The organism is Corallococcus sp. AS-1-12, assembly GCF_020036995.1.
Classification (GTDB): Bacteria; Myxococcota; Myxococcia; order Myxococcales; family Myxococcaceae; genus Corallococcus.
This window is the reverse complement of sequence record NZ_JAIQDD010000001.1, coordinates 345310-362443: the sequence shown is the minus strand read 5'-3', so window position 1 is coordinate 362443 and position 17134 is coordinate 345310. Positions and strand designations below refer to the sequence as shown.

Annotated in this window: 12 protein-coding genes; 7 read left to right on the top strand and 5 right to left on the bottom strand. The window is 67.9% G+C overall.

The window, feature by feature from the left end; genetic code table 11:
* A complete protein-coding gene (locus K8556_RS01415) occupies positions 1-726 on the bottom strand; it encodes an aspartyl/asparaginyl beta-hydroxylase domain-containing protein (protein WP_223738221.1) in 726 nt (241 codons plus the stop codon).
* 128 nt (positions 727-854) lie between these two features.
* Between K8556_RS01415 and K8556_RS01410 the strand changes: the two genes are divergently transcribed.
* From K8556_RS01410 to K8556_RS01395, 4 genes are all read left to right on the top strand, one after another.
* Positions 855-1706, top strand: coding sequence for a sulfotransferase domain-containing protein (locus K8556_RS01410; protein WP_223738220.1), 852 nt, complete (start codon positions 855-857; stop codon positions 1704-1706).
* A 127-nt stretch (positions 1707-1833) separates the two neighbouring features.
* Entirely contained in the window at positions 1834-2982 is a 1149-nt protein-coding gene (locus K8556_RS01405; RefSeq protein WP_223738219.1) for a CapA family protein, read from the top strand.
* 147 nt (positions 2983-3129) lie between these two features.
* Positions 3130-3621: an Hsp20/alpha crystallin family protein gene (locus K8556_RS01400; RefSeq protein ID WP_223738218.1), complete on the top strand. Its 492-nt coding sequence runs from the start codon at positions 3130-3132 to the stop codon at positions 3619-3621.
* Positions 3622-3767: 146 nt separating this feature from the next.
* Positions 3768-5195, top strand: coding sequence for a hypothetical protein (locus K8556_RS01395; protein ID WP_223738217.1), 1428 nt, complete (start codon positions 3768-3770; stop codon positions 5193-5195).
* Between the two features lie 30 nt (positions 5196-5225).
* Here K8556_RS01395 and K8556_RS01390 read toward each other — a convergent pair whose 3' ends face one another.
* The gene (locus K8556_RS01390) at positions 5226-5657 is read right to left on the bottom strand and encodes a hypothetical protein (RefSeq protein WP_223738216.1); all 432 of its coding nucleotides are present in this window, start codon (positions 5655-5657) and stop codon (positions 5226-5228) included.
* Between the two features lie 282 nt (positions 5658-5939).
* On the opposite strand from K8556_RS01390, the gene K8556_RS01385 reads away from it, so the two are divergent.
* Together K8556_RS01385 and K8556_RS01380 are read left to right on the top strand one after the other, a co-directional pair.
* The gene (locus K8556_RS01385; protein WP_223738215.1) at positions 5940-8744 is read left to right on the top strand and encodes a hypothetical protein; all 2805 of its coding nucleotides are present in this window, start codon (positions 5940-5942) and stop codon (positions 8742-8744) included.
* Between the two features lie 119 nt (positions 8745-8863).
* A complete protein-coding gene (locus tag K8556_RS01380) occupies positions 8864-11518 on the top strand; it encodes a hypothetical protein (protein WP_223738214.1) in 2655 nt (884 codons plus the stop codon).
* 29 nt (positions 11519-11547) lie between these two features.
* On the opposite strand, the gene K8556_RS01375 is transcribed toward K8556_RS01380, so the two are convergent.
* Genes K8556_RS01375 through K8556_RS01365 form a run of 3 tightly spaced genes read right to left on the bottom strand, consistent with a single transcriptional unit; the run spans position 11548 to position 15579 of the window.
* Entirely contained in the window at positions 11548-12288 is a 741-nt protein-coding gene (locus tag K8556_RS01375; protein WP_223738213.1) for a LiaI-LiaF-like domain-containing protein, read from the bottom strand.
* Positions 12289-12321: 33 nt separating this feature from the next.
* The gene (locus K8556_RS01370) at positions 12322-15060 is read right to left on the bottom strand and encodes a cation-transporting P-type ATPase (RefSeq protein ID WP_223738212.1); all 2739 of its coding nucleotides are present in this window, start codon (positions 15058-15060) and stop codon (positions 12322-12324) included.
* Between the two features lie 42 nt (positions 15061-15102).
* A complete protein-coding gene (locus K8556_RS01365) occupies positions 15103-15579 on the bottom strand; it encodes a hypothetical protein (RefSeq protein ID WP_223738211.1) in 477 nt (158 codons plus the stop codon).
* A gap of 266 nt (positions 15580-15845) precedes the next feature.
* Here K8556_RS01365 and K8556_RS01360 point away from each other — a divergent pair, with 266 nt between their 5' ends.
* On the top strand, positions 15846-16982 hold the full coding sequence (locus K8556_RS01360) for a right-handed parallel beta-helix repeat-containing protein (protein ID WP_223738210.1): 1137 nt from the start codon (positions 15846-15848) through the stop codon (positions 16980-16982).
* Positions 16983-17134: the final 152 nt, after the last annotated feature.

Below are 17134 nucleotides of genomic sequence, written 5' to 3'. Positions count from 1 at the left end.
TCAGTTGAGGAAGGCCTTCCAGGACGACATGAGGAACGTGAGCGCCTGACGCTCGACCTCGCTGAGGTCCGGATGCCAGGTGTCGACGAGGAGGACGGCCCGGAAGCGGTCGGAGTCGTTGCGGACCTCGTGCTCGAAGGAGTCGTCGAACACGATGCAACGCCCCTCCTCCCAGCCGCGCGTCTCGCTGCCGACGCGCATCTCGCAGTCCGGGGGAACGACGAGCCCCAGGTGGCACCGGATGCGGGTGTTGGTGAAGCCGCAGTGGGGCTTCACCTGCGTCCCCGGGGCCATGACGGAGAAGTAGGCCATCCCCGCCACCTCGATGCCCGGCACGTGCGAGAGCGCCCGGGTGGTGTTGGGGCACGAGGCCTGGTTCTCCGCGAACCGGTGGCCCGTGTTGAAGAAGTAGAACGTGTCCCACTTGCCGCGGACCGCGAGCATGCGGGACTCGGGGTGGGTGCTCAGGCTGCCGTACTGCTCCAGCAGCTCCGCGCGGATGGCGGGAAAGGCCTGCTCCAGCGCCGCGACGAAGGCGTAGCGCTGGGGGTCGTGCCAAGGCTTCGCCTCCAGCCCCGGGCACATCATCACGGGGTTCTGGAGCGGCGCGCCGCGGACCTCCGCCGAGGACAGCCCCTCCACCAGACGCGCGATCTTCGCGGGCTCGATTTCACGCTGCTGCGCCCAGTTCTTCAGCGCCATCAAACTCGCGGCTCGGGGATCCATCGGCATGGCTTCGTGTCTCCGGAGAGGCGCCATCCTGACTGGTGGCTGGGAGACAAATCAACAAAATCCAACAACGCCAACTAAACAAGTTTATCTAGATTATCCGGAACACTTGCCAGGGGGACCGAGTGAACATCGCCAAGCCGCGCGCTTCCCGAACAAAGCCTGGGTGGAGGCTCCGGCTGAAGTACCAATGGGCGGGCCTGCGGGGGGCCTACGCGTGGTTCCGGGCGCGGTACGTCCTGCTCAAGCCGCTGCCCGGCGACATCTATGTCGCGACCGCGGCGAAGGCCGGGACGACGTGGATGCAACAGATTGTCTTTCAATTGCTGCACGAGGGACGCGGCGAGTTCGAACACATCCAGGACGTCTCCCCCTTCCTGGACACGCTGGGGACGAAGCCGGAGGGCCGGGCGCTGCTGGCCGCGCTGCCGTCGCCGCGGATCATCAAGACGCACCAGAACCACGCGCTCTTGAGGCCCCCGGCCAGCAGCCGGATCCTCTACGTCACGCGTGCGGCCTCCGACAGCCTGCTCTCCTACTACCACCAGCAGGTCCTCCGTCAGGGAGGGAGCCAGGACTTCGCGCAGTACCTCCAGGGGGCGCTGCGGCACAACGGCTGGTCATCGCATCTGCGGTCGTGGTGGCCGCACCGCCAGGACCCGAACGTCCTGCACGTGCGCTACGCGGACCTGGTCGCGAACCGGGAGCGCGAGTGCCGGCGCATCGCCACGTTCCTGGGCCTGCGGCTGGAGGACGCGTGGCTTCCAAGCATCCTGGAGAAGACGAGCTTCGACTACATGAAGCGGAACACACACCGCTTCGACCCGCTCCGGGGCAGGCCGGAGCGTGGCAGCTTCATCCGCGAGGGGAAGGTGGGCAGCGGTCAGGGCGCGCTCGACCCGGAGCACCAGGCCCTGCTGGAGCAGGCGCTGGCGCCGCTGTACCGCGAGCTGGGCATTCAAGGCGGCGAGGTCTGAAGCTGGAGCCAGGCCGTGGGCCGCCCACCTGTTGACCAGGCGGCGCAACGCCCAGGCCCCGCCAGCCCTTGCCTGGGCCTGTCCGCTGTCGGTCGCGGGCCGCATCGTTCTCCAGGGGAAGCGTGTGATGGAGCGAAAGATGGACGCGGACTTCCAGCCAGCTCGGGCGATCTCTCTCTTCCTGTGCGGCGACGTGATGACCGGCAGGGGCGTTGATCAGGTCCTGCCCCACCCCGCTCCACCCGGCATCCACGAGTCCTATCTCCAAGACGCCCGGGACTACGTCGCGCTGGCCGAGGAGCACAGCGGCCCCATCCGCAAGCCCGTCGGCTTCGGAGAAATCTGGGGGGAAGCGCTCGCCGCACTGGATGCGGCCGCGCCCGACATCCGGCTCATCAACCTGGAGACAAGCATCACCACGAGCGAGCAGTGGTGGCCCGACAAGGGCATCCACTACCGGATGCACCCCGAGAACGCCGCCTGTCTCACGGCGGCCCGGATCGACTGCTGCGCGCTGGCGAACAACCACGTGCTCGACTGGGGCTACCCGGGGCTGACGGAGACACTCGCCACGCTCCGAAAGCTGGGAGTCGCCACCGCGGGGCTGGGGGAAGACCTGGAGGAGGCCCGTCGGCCCGCCTGCCTGGAGGTGGGACCTGGGAGGCGGGTCGTCGTGTTCTCGTGCGGAGACGACAGCAGCGGCATTCCGCCGGAATGGGCGGCGGGGAGGGACAGGCCGGGCGTGGACCTGCTGCCCGACCTGTCCCTCGCGACGGCGCGGCGTCTGGGCGAACGGGTGGCGTCCATCAAGCGCAAGGGAGACGTCGTCATCGCCTCCATCCACTGGGGCGGCAACTGGGGCTACACGGTGCCGGAGGTCCGGCGGGCCTTCGCCCATGCGCTCATCGAGGAGGCCGGCGTGGACGTCGTCCACGGTCACTCCTCGCACCACCCCCGAGGCATCGAGGTCCACCAGGGCAAGCTCATCCTCCATGGGTGCGGTGATTTCCTGAACGACTACGAGGGCATCCACGGCCACGAGGATTACCGACCCGACCTGGCCTTGATGTACCTGGCGTCGGTGGACCCGATGAGCGGCCAGCTCGTCAGCCTGCGCATGCGTCCCATGCAACTGCGTCAACTCCGGCCCCACCGCGCCGCACTGCGAGACGCCGAATGGCTGTGTGGCGTCATGGACCGGGAGGCACGCCGGCTGGGCCCCCGGACGCGGGTGGTGCTGGAGGGAGAGGAGGCACTCGTCCTCCAGTGGGGATGAGCCCCTCTGTGGGCGGCGCGAGGACCAGGCGCCGGGCGAAGCCGCCCCACCCCGTTGCATCACGGACGTGGCGATTCATCGTTTCCGTGGAGCATGAGGCCCGCCGCGCATGCCGCGCGGCGTACGGCATGAGCGAGGAGATGAGTCATGGCACTGCTTCCCATCCGGCGTGCGCGGGAGCTCGCGCGCAGCGAGCAGACGTGGGACCCGTTCGCGCAGATGCACGAGTTGCTCCACGGGGAGCCGGCGGCGCTGCTGCGCAGGATGATTCCAGGAGGTGAGGAGGGCTGGGCGCTCACCCCGGACTTCGATGTGAAGGAGACGAAGGACGCCTATGTCTTCAAGGCGGACCTGCCGGGCATGAAGCAGGAGGACGTGGAGATCTCCGTCACCGGACAGCGGCTGACCATCAGCGGCAAGCGTGAGGAGGAGAAGCGCGAGGAGGGCGAGCGCTTCTTCACCTACGAGCGCAGCCACGGCAGCTTCAGCCGCACCTTCACGGTGCCGGAGGGTGTGGACGTGGACCACGTCAACGCGGAGCTGAAGGACGGCGTGCTCACCCTGAACATCCCCAAGCGTCCCGAGGTCCAGCCCAAACGCATCCAGATTGGTGGGGGCGCGACGAAGGGCAAGGCGTAAGCGGCCCGACATCCCCGTCCGCCTTCAAGGCACGCCAACACGCCCGTGCGACCTCCGCACGGGTGTCCAGGGCGGCTGGCATTGCCAACCCTCCTTACCGCACCGCGCCCGCCACGGGCGCGGGTACCAGCGGTCCGGAGGCGACGATGACGGGCATGAGGGCGTGGGTCATCATGGGGTGGGGGCTGGGCGTGACGCTGGCCACGGGGTGTGGTCTGGAGCCCGTGGAAACGGCCCGGGCCCGGAGCTCCGAGGCCTCGTTGGACACGCGGCATGCCGGGGGCCAGACGCGCTGGGTGCGCCGGGGCGTGGGCTCACCGGGAGGTAACGTCCTGCCGGGTGACGTCACCACGGACCGGGACGGCGCCAACATCGTCGTCGGCACGTACGAAGGTGCACCGGACTTCGGCGGCGGCGCGCTGCCCGCGGTCGCCGCGGAGTCCGGGCACAACGCCTTCATCGTGAAGTACGCGCGCGATGGGCGGCTGCTCTGGTCCCACGGCTATGGCGCGGCGGAGGGAGCCCTCTTCCCGGACACCTATTTCGAGGTCGCCGCCACGGACCATCAGCGCAACATCACCGTGCGAGGAAACACCTCCCACCCGGTGGTGCTCGGAGGCGTCACGGTGACGGGCTTCTTCCTGGCGCAGTTCACGCGCGACGGAGAGGTGCGCTGGGTGCGGACCCTGCGAGGCAACTACGACGGGGCGCCCGGGCTGACCGTCGACAGCAAGGACCAGGTCATCCTCGCGGGCGCCGTGGAGGGGCCAGCGGACTTCGGTGGAGGCCCGCGCAGCACGGGGCCTGTCTCCGCCTTCCTGGTGAAGTACACCCGCGACGGGGCCTGGCTGTGGGACCGCGTCTTCGCCTCGCCGGCCACCGCCTTCCTGGGGGGCGTCGCCACCGACGAGCAGGACGACCTCTACATCGCCGGCTCCTTCGACGAAGCGACGGACTTTGGAGGCGGCGCGCTGCGGCCGTCCGCGCCGGGCGTGGAGACGGCCGTGGTGGCCCGCTTCAGCGCGTCAGGGCGGCATGTCTGGTCGCGCACGCTCAAGGGCGCGACCGCCCTCACCCGGTTCAACGACATCGCGGTGCACGGCAACCGAGTGATGCCCGTGGGCCGGTTCACGGGCCGCTTCACGTTCGACGGGCGCACCTTCATCGGGCGCGCGGTGGGCAGCACGGGCATGGTGCTCGCGATGACGCGCGACGGAGACGACCGCTGGGGCCACAAGCTGGGCTGGCTCGTCTCCCAGGTGCGCTCCGACCACGAGGATCGCGTCACGGTGCTCGGTACGGCCATGCCGGGAGACAACGTGGGCTCGGGCCCACTGCCCCCCGACTCCTCCCTGTACGCCTTCGTCAACAAGTACGACCGGGTGGAGGGAGCGCGCGACTGGGTGCGCACCTTCCCGGAGGAGACCACGCTCTTCACGGGCCTGGGCGTCTCGCGCGAGGGAGAGGTCGCCGTGACAGGAGGCTTCCGTGGCCCGGTGGACTTCGGCACGGGGACGCTCCAGCCCACCACGCCGGACACCTACGACCCGTTCCTCCTGAGTTTGTATCCATGAGACTGCGAGAAACGGATGGTTGACGCGGCGCTACTCGCCCTTGGCGAATGCCTCGGGCTTGACGAGCGCCTTCTCGGAGGACTTGAAGAGGTTCGCCATCACCTTGTCCATGGTCGCGCCAAGGAGCCGGTCGCCGGAGAAGCCCGCAGCCACCGCGATGCAGCCCATGAGGAACGGCGAGGGCGGCTTCGCGAGGAAATCCCCGGACTTGACCAGGAGATAGATGAAAGCAGCGGTAAAGCCACCCAATACCGGCTTGGCGAACAGGTAGTAGACGAAGTATCGCGTCGTGGGCCCCACGGACAAGATGAAGGGATCCTTCGTCATCATGTTGGAGATGATGGCCCCACCCGCGCCCAGCAGGCTGAAGAGCAGGATGCTGCCTTCGTTGATGTCCCTGAAGTAGCTCTGGTAGCGGCCCAGGGCTATTCCGAAGATGAACACCAGCATCACAGCGCTCATGACCTGGATGACTGTATTCAGGGCTGCCTCGGGGGGCGGTCAATGCTTACCCAGGCCCGCGTCAACCTCTGGATGCACTGCTGGAGGATGAAGGACTGCTCCTGGGTGAGCGGCCCCTCGCTGGACAGCCCTTGAGTAGCCATTGGCTTCGAACAGGGGAACCCGCGACTTTCGCCAGCGCCCCTGGCAGGGAACGCATGGGTATTCCAACTCCGGGCGTTCCTAGCTTCGCCCTACTCCCCGCTTGGTTCACGGGGTTGCACCACTTGCCATGGTTCCTGCATGGCACCGGATCCAAAGAAGAACCGACCGTCCTCTCTGTTCAGCCCTACCCCCATCCCCGAGGCCAAGGCCTACCGATGGGACGAGCTCCTGCCTCCAACGCAGGATGCCCTCCGTGATCTCATCGCGTGGCTGAGGGCCGCCTGCGACACCAGCACCCAACCCAACCAGGACGAGCACCTCTCCACCAGCCTTCTCATCTCCGGCGAACGCGGTACTGGAAAGACCACCGTCCTGCTCAGCGCCGCGCAGGCGCTCCAGGACTGGCGGACCTTTCTCTACGGGAGTCGCAAGCTGGAGGACGTGAAGCCGGAGCTGGATCCTCTGGCGCAGCTCTTCCAGGACATCGAAAAGCGCGTCATCTGGTTGGATCCACTCGATCTGGAGCCGCTTCACGCGGACGCCAACCTGCTGGCGACCTTCCTGGTCCGCGTGAGCGCCGCGCTCGGCCAGTCCGAAACCGGCGGCTCCGTCCACGGAGGCACGTCGTCATCTCACTCCTCCCTCCTCGAGGAGAGTGCGGAGGAGGCGTGGGGCCAACTGGACCGGCTCGTCCAGGACGCCACCCTCATGTGGGAGGCCATCCGGTCCACGGATGACCGCACGCGCGCGGAGCTGCAGATCAAGTCGTCCGACACCTTCACGGACTTCCAGCCACACTTCCGCATGGCCATGGAGGAGGTGTCCCGCACACTGTCGATCCCCCGCTTCGGTTCCGCGGGCGGCCCGCAGGTGCTCCTCGTGCTCCCCATCGACAATGTGGACCGGAGCATCGATCACCTCTACAGCATCGTGAAGCTCACCCGGATGGTCTCCAGCCGGAGGATCTGGTTCGTCCTGGCGGCTGGCGCGGAGGAGTTCCAGCTCTTCATGGAGCGCTCCTTCCAGAAGGAGCTCATCACCTTGGGCCAGACAGGCATTGGTGCAAGCGGGGAAGCGGAATCAATCGCCATTGCCCGTCGCCAGGCCGCCACCACGCTCCGCCGGGCACTCCCCCCCAGCTATCGGATCGAACTCGACACCGTCAGCCCGGATCGCGCCTGGTGGTATCCATACGGTCCCGGCGATCAGACACATGACTCTGATGCGCGGCCGAGCCTCCATAAGCTGCTGGATGGGCTCAAACTGCCACATAGGAAAGAGTCCAGCCGGGGGGAACAACTGGAGCACTTCTCCGCGCTCTTCGATATCCACAAACGGCTCGATGGCGAGGTGTCAAAGGCATACCACGAGTCCCTCCAGGTCAATGAGCAAGACACCCACCTCAGGGAAAAGAGCAAGGATGCAGACCGAAGCCTGGAAGAACAGTCCCCGACCCCTCAAGAAGGCCAGAAAATAGAGGCGCCTGTTCTCACGTACGCAGCCAGGCTGGCGCTTTCAATCCCAGCGCGCACCCTGCAAGACCTCTGGCACGCCCTCTACCGCGAGTGGCGGCGCCAGGAAGACGATGGGGGCGAGGCGGGGGATGGGGCAGTCACGGTGGCGACCCTCATGCTTCGCCGTGCCATTGACGAGAGCGACTTGCCAGCCTGGGCAAGCGAGCAGTTGCATAACCGCATCATCCGGCGGAACAACCGGCACAAGATCTTCCTGGATCTCACCGGGCAACCCGTTCGCAAGGACAAACGCACCACCCTGGCGGACGTGGTGGAGTGGCCCCGCTGGGAGGAAGAGGAGGTACGGCTGGATGGCAGTCGCAATTGGAAGAAGGACCTGTCCAGCAGCAGGGTGTTGAGCCGTCAACTCCACCTGCGCCGCTTCGGCGACCTCATCCTCAGGCTGGACGACCTCGAATCGCCCGGTCGCTCCGTCCCGCTCCCTCCGGATGTCGCGGGCTGGTTCATGCTCCTGCACGACGTGCTGATGTTGTCGGAGGAGGAGGAGCCCCGGGTCCTGGTCGAAACCGCGAGCGCCCAGGAGATGACTCCCGACCTCGTGGTGACACTGCATGAGCTCTGGGTGGAGCACTCCGCTCTCGAACCCCACGTGCAGATTGAGTTTCCATGGACTCTTCCCAGATGGGAGACCTACTTCGACTTCATGCTCTTCACCGTGCAGTGGAAGGCCGCGCTCTTCAGGGCGAAGAAGGCCTTCGCGCGGACGGACAGGTCCCATCTCCGCTTCGCGGAGTCATGCTTCCGCTTCGTCCAGGCGGCATGGGTCGACAACCTCTGCTCGATCGCGGGGCCGCAACGGGGGAAGTGGGATTGGAAGGGGACCCTCTTCGCAAGTGACGCCCTGACCGAACAGGGGGGGATTGAGACGAATCCGCTGGAGGCCTACGAACAGCGCGTCCGCCGTCATGTGGGCGAGTTCTACCGGTTCGTTCAAGCTGAATGCAGACACTACGACCGTAGCTGGATCGGGGGGCAATGGCTGGAAGAGTCTCTTCCCCTGTTCATGCTTCCGGAGTTCGCGCCATCCCCCCTGCTCTCACGCCTGCTGGCGTGGGATGGGGGTGGAATGAACGACACGGGCTGGAACTCGTTGCTGAATTTCTGGGAGAACCACCTTCATCTTCTGACCCGGAACCGGGAGCTCCTGGTGCGTGAGCGGGCCACCTGCTCCGCCTCCTACGAACGCCTGTTCAAGGAAACCGGACGGCCCATGCGGCCAAGGTTCCGGGAGCGCCAGTGGTTGAATCAGGTGCTCTGGGCCTGGTTCAGGACCGTGGACCACGACAACTACCGCAAAGGTCGCAAGCTCGAAGTGCTCCAGTTGCTGACACCCCATGAACTCCAGGAGCTGATGCCCAGGGATGAAAACTGGAAGCAGGAACTCGCCCAGGAAGCGGAGCCGCCATGATGCACTCCGGACAGGGCAGGACACTGGGCGCGGTAGCGCCACGGAGCATTCCCGAAGCCTATATGCGAGCCGAAGTGGCGAGCTTTCCACTGACCAGCGAGAAGGCCTTTACGGATGGCTTGATCACGCTGGAGCCCGCGCCGGACTCCCGGAAGGACAGACAGCGGACCTCGGACCTGTGGCGGGAGTGCGAGCAGCGCCTTTCGGAACATGCCAGCGGCTGGTCCCTGGACCGGCTCGTCGCCCTGCGAGACGAGTTCTGGTTCGCCACGTCCAGCCGGGACCAGGGGCGGCGCGGCCTGCACCGCGTGCCCATGGCCCGCTACCTGCGTGCCCTGGCCGAGGCACATCTGGAGCGCCGTCCCGGTGTCACCGACATCGCTCTGCGCACGGATGTCGATGCGGTGGATGCCCTCACCCACTATCGCTGGCTCCTCTTCGCCATGCCGGAGGATCTGCTCCTCTCCGCGGTGCGGGAGGAACCTCCTCCGCTTCGGGTGAACATCGATCCCCCCCTCCTGATACGCCAACTGCTGGACCGGGGCGTTGCGGAGATCCACCACCACATCGGCGCGGGCATGGATTTTCCCCTCCTGTGGGCCGCCCTGCTGTCAGCGCTGGGGAACCCCTCGCTGGAGCACGAGGTGCTGCGGGGGCCGAACCTCCCCTTTGGTGATGGAACGCTGTTCCTGCGATGGCTGTTGGCCGCCGCGGTGGCGCGCTGCGTGCTTGCTGAGTACCTCCTGCGCGGCCAGAACAGATCCCTGCCGGAGTTCCTGCGGGAGCTGGCGAGCGCGTCGGCCTGGCAGTACCAGCGGCGGCGGGTGCTGGTGCGGACGCTGGACTCCCTGGCGAGCGGCTCCCAGGATCTCTTGCCGGACCTAGAGCCCCTGCGGAGCCTCTACGCGGACCTCCACCCAATGGCGCTCCAGAACAACGTCGAGCCTCCTCCGACCATCGAGGACGTCTGGAGGCGGTGCGACCCCATCGCCGTCCGGCTGCGGTTGCGAACCCCCAATGGCGGGGAGCGATGGCTCATACGCCATGGCCTGGCCCGGCTCGACACCCGTGCCCACGAGCCGGAGGCCCCGGAGGACGACGCCTTCACCCGACTCTTCTGGCAGGTGATGCGGATCCGTTGCATCACCTACCGCAGCCTGGTGCAGCGGCCCATGACCGCGGGCCTGCTGTGGTTCATCCGCTTCTCCGGGCGACTGCATCTGGCGACGGGCCCGCTGCGCTCCGTTCGCTCCGAGGCGTCCTATGACGTGGCGGGAGGAGGCCAGTCCATTGCCTCCCTCGAAATACGCACGGGCTCCAGGAAGACTCCCTCCCTCCTGGCCGAGGAGCTGTGGGCCCTGACCTACTCCTGGCGGCGTGTGCTGGAGAAGTTGAGCAGCGGGAACACCGCGGGGAGCCCACCCGAGTTCGGCGTGGTCGTGCTCCTGAAGAAGGAGCGGGACCCCAGACATGCCTGGGAGGAAGGCCGCCCGCTCGCCTATGGCATGGAGACCCATGCCGAGCCGCAGGCACTCCACCCGCGCCAGTTGGGCGGGCGCTTCGCGGGCTACTTCGTCGAACAGTCCGCGCACGTCCGTTCGCTGGTGGAGCTGCTGCGGAGGATTCCCAAGCTGCCGTGGCTGGTGCGCGGGCTGGACGTGGCCGCGGATGAGCTGAGCGTGCCCACCTGGGTGCTCGCGCCCCTGTACCGCGCGGTTCGCCGGGGAGCCGCATGCGCCCCCGGGTTCGCCCACGCGCGCCACCCTCCACCGCTGCGAATGACCGCCCACGTGGGAGAAGACTTCCGCCACCTCATGGAGGGGCTGCGCCGCATCTACGAGTGCACCCAGTACTTGCTGGATCGCACCGGTGGGCGCCTGGGCCACGCCATCGCGCTGGGGCTCGAGCCCCAGCAATGGGCCGAATCCGTGGGGACCGTGATGATGCCCGCCGAGGACCGGCTGTGGGACCTGGTCTTCGAGTGGCGGCTGTACAGCCAGTACCGGATGCCGCCGGAATTTCGCGCGGAGGCGCCCCCTTCTCGGACTCCGAAGGTGGAGAACACCCTCCGGGATCTGTCCGAGTTCATCTTCGGAAGAGCCATCCCACCCGCGGTGCTCGCCGAGGCCCACCATGTCCTGCATCAGCTCTGGTGCTGGCCCGTGGGAAGAGAGGACCGGGACCTGGGGCTGACCACCTTCACCCGCGCGCTCGGGCGCCTGCGCTGGCACGAAGTGCACCAGGCCGTCCATGTCTGCCACCTCCTCGAGCACTACCGTGAGGATGAAGCGGTCTACCGGCGTGGGCAGCACCTGGTCGACGTTGCCCTGGACTCCTCGGAGGTGCAGGCGCTGCGCGCCGTCCAGGACGGCATGCGCCGGGGCGTGGGCGCCCGGGGCATCGTCGTGGAGGTGAACCCGTCCAGCAACCTGCTCATCGGCAACCTGATGGACCTGCGCAACCACCCCATCCTGCGACTGTTTCCACCGCAGGTGCAGGAAGGCGCGCCACCTCCCGTGCCCATCGCGGTGGGCTCGGATGATCCCCTCACCTTCAGCACCTACCTCCTCCGGGAGTACTCCCTCCTGTACGAGGCCGCGATGGGAGCGGGCTATCCGGAGCGGGACGTGCATACATGGTTGACTCACATCCGGCAGACGAGCATGGACGCGCGCTTCACCACCCCCTGGCGGCCCGACGCCCTGAAAATGGCGGACGACCTCCTGATGGCTTTGGAGGCCTACCTCTGGAAGCCCTTCCCGCGAGCAAGGTGACGGGATTCCCCTCCGCGTGACACCCGGGGTCACGCGTCCTTGATCTCGACGCCAGCCATCACGGCCGTGGCGTCGATGATGAGCCTCGGGCGTGGCATGCCCTCCGCCGGAGGCTCCGGGTGGCGCTTGTCGTCGATGCCTCCAAGCAGGGGCGTGCCATGGACCGCGACCTCCCAGTGCCGGGGCACGAAGATCTCGATGCCACCCAGCACGGCGGTGGTCCGGAGGTGGGCGCCCTCCTCCACCGGCAGCGCCCCCTCCAGGTGGAGCACCGCGGCGCCCATGACGGCGGTGACCTCACCGCCTGCCCACGCCTTCGACAGGACGCGCTCGTTGCGCCCGGCCATGATGGCCACGACGGAGGCCCGCTCGCCTGTCACGACGGTCCGCGTATTGGAGGCCACTGCGCCCGAAGCCGGCTGGTTGCGCAGGCGCGGCTCGACGAGCATGCGGATCCCGATGGCCACGATGAGGATCGGCCAGGCCACCGACCAGACGTTCACCGAGAACCAGTCGAGCGCGTCGAGCTGAAGCGTCACGCCGACGATGAGCAGGATGAGCGCGCCCAGGCTCCTGCCGCCGCTCGATACGAGGTTGCCCACGGCGACAACGACCAGCAGCAGCGGCCACCAGGTGCCAAGGAACCAGCCCAGGCCCCCCACCCCCAGTTGGGAGAGGAGGAACAGCACGCCCAGCGTGATGAAGCCCAAGGCGATGATGAAGCGGCCACCGAAACGATGGGGCGCGGGAGCGGGGGCGGCGGTGCTCATGGTGGGTTCCTCCTGAGGCCCTGTGTTGGAGATCTACGCATGGGCGCGGACAGGGGACTTCACCGCCCGGCGTGGGAGCCCTCCCCTGCCGCCGCGGCGCCACCGGACGCGGCGAGTCCACGCCTTGCGCGCCTCCTCCAGCGCCAGCATCCCAACAGCGAACGGCAGCACGAAGAGCCACAGCGAACCAGGCAGCGGAGCCGTGGCGAAGACGCGGTTGCCCCACGGCGTGTAGACGATGAAGCCCAGCAGCAGCAGCTCCACCGCCACGCCCACGAAGAGCAGCGGGTTGTCCCGCAGCCGCACGGAGAACGTGGGCGCGCGCTCCGTCCGGCACAACAGCACGTTCATCACCTGCATCACGACGATGGCCCCCAGGCATGCGGCCATGGCCCGCAGGTGCAGCGGTGCGTTCCACGCCAGCGGTTCGCCGTAGCTCCATCCGCCGCGCCCCAGCACGAAGAAGAAGGCCGCCATGCCCGCCGCTGCCTCCATCACCCCGAGGAAGAGGTACGCGCGCAGCAGCAGCGGCGCATCTAGCAGCCGCCTCCGGAAGTCCGAAGGCGGCTGGTGCATCACCCGGGCATGGGGCGGCTCCGCGCCCAGCGCCAGCGCCGGCAGCATGTCCGTGCCCAGGTCCACCGCGAGGATCTGCAGGATGCTCAGCGGCAACGGGATGCGCAGCAGCACGAAGGCCAGGTAGGGGACGATCTCCGGAACGTTGGACGTGAGGATGTACGTCAGGAACTTGCGGATGTTGGAGTAGACGGCGCGCCCCTCCTCCACCGCGGCCACGATGCTGGCGAAGTTGTCGTCCGCGAGCACCACGTCCGCGGCCTCGCGAGCCACGTCGGTGCCCGCCAGTCCCATGGCGATGCCGATGTGCGCCTCCTTCAATGCGGGCGCGTCGTTCACGCCGTCTCCGGTGACGGCCACCACCTCGCGCTTGCGCTTGAGGGCCATCACCACGCGCCGCTTGTCCACCGGGGCCACGCGGGCGAAGAGCACCTCGGGCGCGTCCAGCGCCAGTTGCAGTTGCGTGTCCGAAAGCCTCCGCAGCTCCGCGCTCGTGAGCACCACCGGCCGCTCCGTCCGCACCAACCCCACCTGCCGCGCCACCGCCTCCGCCGTGCGCGGATGGTCCCCCGTGACGAGGATGACGCGGATGCCCGCCTCGCGGCACCGCTGGATGGCCGCCGGCACCTCCGGGCGGAAGGGGTCCTCCAGGCCCACCAGCCCGGAGAGCACCAGCCCCTCCTCCCAGTGCGACGGCGACACCCCATCCGGCAGACGCCGGTACGCGAAGGCCAACACCCGCAACCCCTCGCGTGCGAGCACCTCGCCTTCATCGCGGAATCGTCCAGCCAACTCTGGCGTCAGCGGGCGCACGCCCTGCTCCGTCTCTACCTCCCGGCACAGCGCCAGCACGGACTCCAACGCGCCCTTGGTGTGGAGCAAGCGCCCCTCCGGCATGCGGTGCACGGTGGAGAGGCGCTTGCGCTCGGGGTCGAAGGGCAGCTCGTCCTCGCGCCTCGCCTCCAGCGGGCCCGGCCGCGCGCGTGCGCCCATGTGCACCAGTGCGACCTCCATCGGATCGCCCGCCAGCACAGGCGCCCCGTCACGACGCACCTCCTGGAGCATGTGGCACAGCCGTGCGCCCTCGAAGAGGCGCGGGTACGAGGCACCCAGCGAGACCAGCGCCTGAGGCGAGGCGTCATGGCGGCCACTGGCGACGAACAGGGCGCGCGCCTCCATCCGGTTCTCGGTGAGGGTGCCCGTCTTGTCGGTGCAGATGACGGTCGCCGAGCCCAGGGTCTCCACGGAGACGAGGTCGCGCACGACGACGTTGCGCCGGGCCATGCGCTGCGACGCCATGGCCAGCGCCAGCGTGACGGTGGGCAGGAGCCCCTCGGGCACGTTGGCCACGATGATGCCAATGGCGAACAGCAGGTTCTCCCACGGAGGCAGTCCCAGCGCGCGGCCGATGAGGAAGAAGACGCCACCGAGCGCCATGGCCAGCACCGCGACGATGTGGCCCAGCCGGACGATCTCCCGCTGAAGTGGGGACAGCTCCGCGGGCGTCGCCTGCGTGAGGTGGGCGATGCGGCCGAACTCCGTCTGCATGCCGGTGGCGAAGACGAGCGCCCGCAGCCGCCCGGTGGTCAGGAAGGTGCCCGCCAACACCACGTTCGGGCTGTGGACCAGTTCCTCCTCACCGCTGGGCCCGGCCTCGCGAAGCTCCGGCACGGACTCCCCGGTGATGGTGGCGTTGTTCACCCGCGCGCCATGCGTCTCCAGCACGCGCGCGTCCGCGGGCACCTGGTCGCCCTCGTCCAGCAGGAGCACGTCACCAGGAACGAGCGAGGAAGCCGGCAGCAGACCGACCTGTGAGTCGCGCAGCACCTTCACCTCAGCGGGCAGCAGCCGGCGCAGCGACGCGAGCGCCCGCTCCGCGCGGTACTCCTGGACGAAGGAGAACACCCCGTTGACGAAGATGACGCACAGGATGGCGACCCCCAGCGTCTCCATGCCCTGGCCGGGCTCCTGCCACGCGGACACGAAGGCCAGGGCCGCGGCCGCCCAGAGCACGAGCGCGAAGAAGTGGGTGAACTGATGCAGGAAGCGGCGCACCAGCGATTCCTGCCGGGCATGGGAGACCTGGTTGGGACCGAACTCGTGCAGGCGGCGCGCCGCTTCCGGGCTGGCCAGCCCCTCCTCGCGGCTGTCGAGGCTGTGCAGGCACTCGGCCACCGTGAGGTGATGGATCTTCATGGGTCCGCGTGGGGGCAGGAAGGCTCGGAAGCCCCTCGCGCGCTACATCTCGGTCCGGATGGACTCGTACACCTCGTGGACGGTCGCCTCCCGGGAAGTGAGGTCCCCCAGGGTCATCACGAGGAGGTTGCGCCGGGCGCCGGACACGAGGGTGAGGTCCCAGTCACACGTCGTTCCATCGGAGCAGGTGCCCGTGCCCTCGGCATGGGTCTGAATCAGGTTGTTGACCCGCCGCGCCTCGGGCTCGCTCAGGAGAACGACATCGCGGAGCTTCCCGCCCATCTCCCGGGTGACGTCCGCCACCAGGTCCTCCGTCGCGCGGATGTCCGTCACCATGAAGACCATGGAGAGTTTCTGGTCCGGACTCGTGGCGATGAGCACGTCGCCGTCCTGGCCGGCCGACCACGATTCAGGCAGCGAGAAGGTCAGCCCCGTCTCTTGATGGACGACGTCACCCGCCAGCGCCGGAGCAGCGAGCAGGCTCAGCATGAGCAACATCGGGACGAAGAACCTGCGCATGGCGCTCTCCGCGAATGGGATCCCATCTGAGATGGAAATGGCGGGGGCGGGACACAAGGGAGCCCTCCGGGGAAGCGCGGCCTCACGGCGTCACGCCTGCCTCCTGGCCCCCTTTCGCGGTCCGTGCCCGCGCCGCCCCACCCTCCCACGCAGGCAGACCGTTACTCCGCGGCGGTCGCGCCACCACTGCCGGGCGGGACGCCATCGGAAGCGCAATGCCTAGCCTGTCCGCCTACGGCCGGACTCCTCCGGCCAAGGGAGGCAACATGCAGCGGACGCATGGATTCGTCGTCGCCGTCGCCACGGCCACATTGATCATGGGGGCGCCCGCCGTCCAGGCCAGCGGCGGCACCACCATTCATTGCGGTGACACGATCACCCATCACACGAAGCTCACGCACAACCTCTCTTGTCCGGGCACGGCCCCCTACGCGCTCCGGGTCTCCGGAGAAGGCGTCGTCCTCGACCTGGGCGGCTACACCATCCGCCGCACCGGACCGGAGAACATTGAGTCTGTCGGCATCACGGTCGACACCAACAGCACGGTGCGCAATGGCACGATCGAGGGCTTCGGCCATGGCGTCGCGACCACCGAATCCTCGGGAGTGCGGAACCTGCGTCTTCACCAACTGGAGCTCGTGGACAACCGAGCCGCCATCTACAACGGCGTCACCGAGATGCGGTTCCTCATCACGGAATGCCGCCTGAGGGGGAACCTGGTCGGGCTGGACGGTGAACCCGACGGATCCACCGGTTTATTCGACGTGCGGTCCTCCGTCTTCACCCAGAACGGGACCGCGATGTACGTGGACTTCCATGACCTCGACGTCCTCGACTCCACCTTCACGTCCAACGAGCTGACCGTCTTCTGCCGGCAGGGCCGCGTCCGCGTCAGGTCGAGCACGATCGCGTGGAATGCCTCCGTGAGCACCATCCCGAACGACGGCGGCTTCCGCCAATGCGACGAGATGCGGTTCGAGAACACGCTCATCTCGAACAACACCGCGCTCGCGCCGCCGGAGGTGCCCGTGTGGCAGCCGCAAAAGCTCTCGATGATCGACTCGCAGGTCGTCAACAACGGGTCGGGTCTCCAGGCGGCCGCCGACACGGTCTACCTCGACGGGAACACCTTCTTCGGCAACGCGGACGGCCTGACGCTGTCCGGCCGCGACTGGCAGGTCCCCGTCGTGCTCACGGGGATCATCCGCGGCAACCAGTTCCTGAGCAACGACGGCGATGGCCTCCGGGTCCAGGTGCCCGGCAAGCCCACGGTGCGCAGCAACGTCGCCCTGGGCAACACGGGCTATGGCCTCTTCGCGCCGACCGCGTTCGACGGAGGAGGAAACGTCGCGCGAGACAATGGCGCGGGCAACTGCGTGGGCCTGATCTGCGCTTCCCACTGACGACGTCCTGAGACACGCCGCGCCAGATGCACGCGAAGGCGCTCTGGTCGTCAGCCCAAGGACGGTGAACCACCTGTCCGGGTCATGGCGGCAATGCCATCCATCCTGGATAGTCGATCCGGTCGCAGGCAGGGTGAGACTCCTCGCATCTC

Coding starts and splice junctions, on each gene's coding strand:
- K8556_RS01415 (WP_223738221.1), bottom strand. CDS start 726: ATGGATCCCCGAGCCGCGAGTTTGATGGCGCTGAAGAACTGGGCGCAG.
- K8556_RS01405 (WP_223738219.1), top strand. CDS start 1,834: ATGGAGCGAAAGATGGACGCGGACTTCCAGCCAGCTCGGGCGATCTCT.
- K8556_RS01400 (WP_223738218.1), top strand. CDS start 3,130: ATGGCACTGCTTCCCATCCGGCGTGCGCGGGAGCTCGCGCGCAGCGAG.
- K8556_RS01395 (WP_223738217.1), top strand. CDS start 3,768: ATGACGGGCATGAGGGCGTGGGTCATCATGGGGTGGGGGCTGGGCGTG.
- K8556_RS01390 (WP_223738216.1), bottom strand. CDS start 5,657: ATGAGCGCTGTGATGCTGGTGTTCATCTTCGGAATAGCCCTGGGCCGC.
- K8556_RS01385 (WP_223738215.1), top strand. CDS start 5,940: ATGGCACCGGATCCAAAGAAGAACCGACCGTCCTCTCTGTTCAGCCCT.
- K8556_RS01375 (WP_223738213.1), bottom strand. CDS start 12,288: ATGAGCACCGCCGCCCCCGCTCCCGCGCCCCATCGTTTCGGTGGCCGC.
- K8556_RS01370 (WP_223738212.1), bottom strand. CDS start 15,060: ATGAAGATCCATCACCTCACGGTGGCCGAGTGCCTGCACAGCCTCGAC.
- K8556_RS01365 (WP_223738211.1), bottom strand. CDS start 15,579: ATGCGCAGGTTCTTCGTCCCGATGTTGCTCATGCTGAGCCTGCTCGCT.
- K8556_RS01360 (WP_223738210.1), top strand. CDS start 15,846: ATGCAGCGGACGCATGGATTCGTCGTCGCCGTCGCCACGGCCACATTG.